Annotated in this window: 4 protein-coding genes; 1 reads left to right on the plus strand and 3 read right to left on the minus strand. The window is 61.0% G+C overall.

The annotated features are described in order from the left end of the window. Nucleotides 1-242: 242 nt before the first annotated feature. The 3 genes from SGJ19_18740 to SGJ19_18750 all read right to left on the minus strand — a co-directional run bounded on the left by SGJ19_18740 (nucleotide 243) and on the right by SGJ19_18750 (nucleotide 1,614). Nucleotides 243-740 carry a hypothetical protein gene (locus SGJ19_18740; protein ID MDZ4782288.1) on the minus strand — a complete coding sequence of 166 codons (498 nt, stop codon included), beginning with the start codon at nucleotides 738-740 and terminating at the stop codon, nucleotides 243-245. A gap of 50 nt (nucleotides 741-790) precedes the next feature. Next, nucleotides 791-1,018, minus strand: a complete 228-nt coding sequence (locus tag SGJ19_18745; protein ID MDZ4782289.1) for a hypothetical protein — start codon at nucleotides 1,016-1,018, stop codon at nucleotides 791-793. Nucleotides 1,019-1,092: 74 nt separating this feature from the next. Continuing rightward, nucleotides 1,093-1,614: an ankyrin repeat domain-containing protein gene (locus tag SGJ19_18750; GenBank protein MDZ4782290.1), complete on the minus strand. Its 522-nt coding sequence runs from the start codon at nucleotides 1,612-1,614 to the stop codon at nucleotides 1,093-1,095. 486 nt (nucleotides 1,615-2,100) lie between these two features. Between SGJ19_18750 and SGJ19_18755 the strand changes: the two genes are divergently transcribed. After that, nucleotides 2,101-3,858 (plus strand): phosphoenolpyruvate carboxylase (locus tag SGJ19_18755; protein ID MDZ4782291.1); only part of this gene is annotated, 1,758 nt, incomplete at its 3' end.

Consider the following 3,858-nt stretch of genomic DNA (forward strand, 5'->3'; position numbering starts at 1 on the left):
GCATCGCACCTTGTTCAGCGCCGGCAATTTGACTCAGCCCTTCCATTCGGTCAACGTGGACGTGAACAAGCGAATCTGCTTCCTGGAGTAGGCCGCCGTACGATTGCCCGGCGGCACGGCTGCTCCGCTGCGGCGGGGGGGACGGCACCTGATACAATTGCCACAGCCGTCGAACGCTATTTCCCAACCCGCGTCGACAAATACCTATTCGCTTGTGCGGATTGAGCGGCTGGCTGGGCGATTCAGTTGAACAAGCTGCTGGGAAAACGATTCCGTGCGATCTTGATTCCCCCGAGCATTTTCCCCTTTGTACCCGGAGGATTGACATAGGCTCGAAATGCACTGTCCTTCGGAAGCGTCAGCAATACGCCGTACTGGTCCTCATCGGATCCAGCCTCCAGCTTGCGGTGAGCGATAAGCTGCGCGAGGGCGGGGTAGCCTAGCGCGCATATCTCCCGATCCGCAACGCATACCATCGCAACCACCAGTTTCGACGCAACGCCGCTGACCGTTTGGAGAATGTCTAAATGTTCTGCCGTAAAGGTGAATTGATACTCTTTGTATTTGCCTTTCGGCTTGGATGAATACTTGAGGTAGACGCCAATCGATTCGTTGATTCGGAAAACATTGTGAAGGACGGCACCTTTGATCGTGAACGAGTTTATCGACGTAAATTGCCGATGTTCCGCGATCTGAATTAGCGCTGAACCATGATAAAGATGGTCGTCGTGGATTTTCACCAAAACCCTCCCGCGGTTGTCGTTGGTTGCGATGAATCGCCGTCGCGCAGCTACTTCTTAGTCCTCTTTCGTTTCTCGGACTTGGGATAATTCTGCATCGCTTGGTGTAGTTGGGTCCAAGTCATCTTATGACCGTAAGTGGTATTGGGATACCACACCAGCGCTCCCTTTGAAACCTCCAGCTTACCGAAGATTGAACCATCGATTTTCACCGTAAAGTGAATGTCGGCTTTTCCCAGGTCGCGCGTCGGAAGGTCGAAGGTAACTTCGTGGGCCATGAATGAACTCCGGGTGATTGCATCACGCATTCGTCGGGAGTAACCAATCCGAATTGCGCAATTGTCAGAGACGGTTAAGGAGCCTTTATGCGCTTCGAGGACGATGGTATCAAGCCCGCTAGGAATTTAGCCGTAGAGTTTCGGCGGTTTTCAATGGCAAGGTCAAGTGCGGTTTCGGACGACCCATTTCTCGCGTTCAATCGAGCACCTGCGCCAACCAGTAGTTTGACCACATCCAAAAAACCTCTCTCGGCAGCAATGTGCAATGGCGTGTACCGGTCTGGACTGTGCATGCCTGCCAGCGTCTTCGTATTCCTCCGCGCACCTGCTGACAGCAAGACCGCAGCAATCTCCTTGTTACCCGTCCACGCGGCCAAGTAAAGTGGCGTCCAGCCGAACTCGCTCGATTGGTCAATATCGGCACCGTGCGCGATCAGGTACTGAACGACTTCGGCGTGGCCGTTGATGATCGCTCCGCCAAGGGGAAAATGGCCCGCAGCTGTGGTCGCATTGATATCCGCACCACGTTCGAGGTGATATTGGACGGCAGCAAGGTCACCGGCTTCGGCTGCTGACTTGAGCGTACGTGGTCGCATGTCGATCTTTCCCCGAAAGATTTGACGGCGAAGTCCAGTAGAACATTAGCAGTATTGCAACCGGGGATCGCGTTGTCAATCTTGCAGCGTTCAATCCGATTCCGCGGCGTGTGCCACGTTGTTAGGCAGCGCTGGCCGAAGAACCCGGCGGTAGGAGCGGTCAGCACGCCTAAAAACGGGTGAAAAAAAAGCGGTAGTAAAGCTAGACAATCAGCGATGGCGACCGACTTACCCCGACTGAGCCGTTAGCGTTGACGGGATCTCGCTCAATGCTATTGGTCGCGAGACTAACGTCCGAGGACCTGCGGCACGGCAAGTGCTGTCGCTCGGCCCTTAGGTTGACTTGCGCGCATGCTGCCACCGGCGGCGATTTGACTCAGCCCTTGCATTCGGTCAACGTGGTCCTCGACAAACGCCCTCTCCTGCCGGAACATGATCGCGCAGATGCTCGAATGGTGAGGCGCACCCCACGGATCGAAGTCCAACATGGCGGAAACAAGCAACGCGGCCGGCACGACCGATCTTCATGCGCAGGTGCAAGCCGCGCTGAGCGCGGACATTCATCTGTTGGGCGATCTGCTGGGGGCCATTATCCGCCGGTTGGCCGGAGACGCGGCCTTCGCCTTGGAGGAAGACGTTCGGGCGGCCGCGAAGGCGCTTCGCGCCGCGCCCTCGGTGGACGAGGCCCGCAAGCTGCGCGACCGACTCGACGGCCTCAACTTGCCCGAGCTGCGGACGCTGATTCGGGCATTCAGCCTGTACTTCGACCTGGTGAATCTGGCCGAGCAGCAAGCCCGCGTCCGCTCTAATCGGCTCCGCGCCTTGCACCGGGCGCCGTTGCCGCTGGAGGAAAGTCCGGAGGCCGCATTGCTCGAATTGCGCGCGCAAGGCATTTCAGCGGAGCGCGTCCGCGGGCTGTTGGAGCGGGGGCTCATCGGCTGCGTCTTCACGGCGCACCCCAGCGAGGCCCGCCGTCGCACCGTGTTGGAGAAACTGGCGGCGGTCGCCCGGCGGCTCGATCGCCGCGAGCGGACCCGGCTGTTGCCGCGCGAGGAAGAGGTGGCCGTGGCGGCCATTGCCGAGGAACTCGAATCGCTGTGGCTGACCAGCACCGTCCGCGGAAAGCGGCCGGCGGTGTTGGATGAAGTCCGGCAGGGCCTGGAACTCGTCGAGAACAGTTTGCTGGAAGTCGTGCCGCGGGTGTACCGCGAGTTGGAAACCGCCCTGCCGCGGGTCTTTCCCGAGCTGACGACGCAGCGGGCGGAGGAACTGGCCCAACCGCCCGTGGGCACCGTACCTCCGCTATTGCGATTCGGCTCTTGGATCGGCGGCGATCGCGACGGGCATCCCGACGTGACGCACGACGTAACCGCCGCGGCCATCCGCCTGCAGCAAGAGACGATCCTGCGGCACTACCGCAAGCTGGTCCGCAAGTTGGGGCAGCAACTCAGCCATTCGCGGCAGTTCGTCGCGCCCGCCGAGGAATTCACGGCTTCGCTGGCCCGCGATGCGGAGCGGCTTGGCGCTGGGTTCGATTCCTTGGCCGACGAGCCGTACCGCGCCAAGTGCGGCTCGATCGCGCTGAAGCTTCGCCGCACGCTTGTCTACGTGCGTTCCAGCCGGCCGCATTGGGGACTGGAGGCCAAGCGTCCTCCGGCCGGCGTCTACACGCGGCGGCAAGAATTGCTGGACGACTTGGAATCGATCGCCGCCGACCTCCGCGCCGTGGGGGCCGAGGCCGCCTCGCTGGGCGCCGTCCACGACTTGATCCGGCTGGCGCAAGTCTTTGGCGTCCACATGCTGTCGCTGGATATCCGCCAACACGCCGACGTCCACGCGCGGGCGCTCGAAGAAATCCTGGCCTGGGCCGGAGTCTGCTCGGGCTACACCAAGCTGACGGCCAACCAACGGTTCGATTGCCTGGTGCAAGAGTTGGAGAAATCGCGGCCGCTGCTGCCGGCGCGGCTGCCGTTCTCGCCGGAGACCAACGAAGTCGTCGAGACGTTTCGCACCGTCGCCGCCGTTCTCGAACGGCAATGTCCCGAGGCCGTGGAGACCTACATTATCAGCGGCGCGACCGAGCCGGCGCATCTGCTGGAGGTGCTGCTGCTGGCGCGCGAGGCGCGGTTGTTTCAGCCGCAGGAGGGAACGAGCCGGCTGAACATCGTGCCGCTGTTCGAGTCGCTGGCGCCGCTGCGCGACGCCGCCACGATCGTCAATCGGTTGCTCGCCCTGCCCGTCTAC

The organism is Planctomycetia bacterium, assembly GCA_034440135.1.
Taxonomy (GTDB): domain Bacteria; phylum Planctomycetota; class Planctomycetia; order Pirellulales; family JALHLM01; genus JALHLM01.

Bases quoted from the DNA above. Each gene is read 5' to 3' on its own strand.
- SGJ19_18745 (MDZ4782289.1), bottom strand. From the start codon at position 1,018: ATGGCCCACGAAGTTACCTTCGACCTTCCGACGCGCGACCTGGGAAAA.
- SGJ19_18750 (MDZ4782290.1), bottom strand. From the start codon at position 1,614: ATGCGACCACGTACGCTCAAGTCAGCAGCCGAAGCCGGTGACCTTGCT.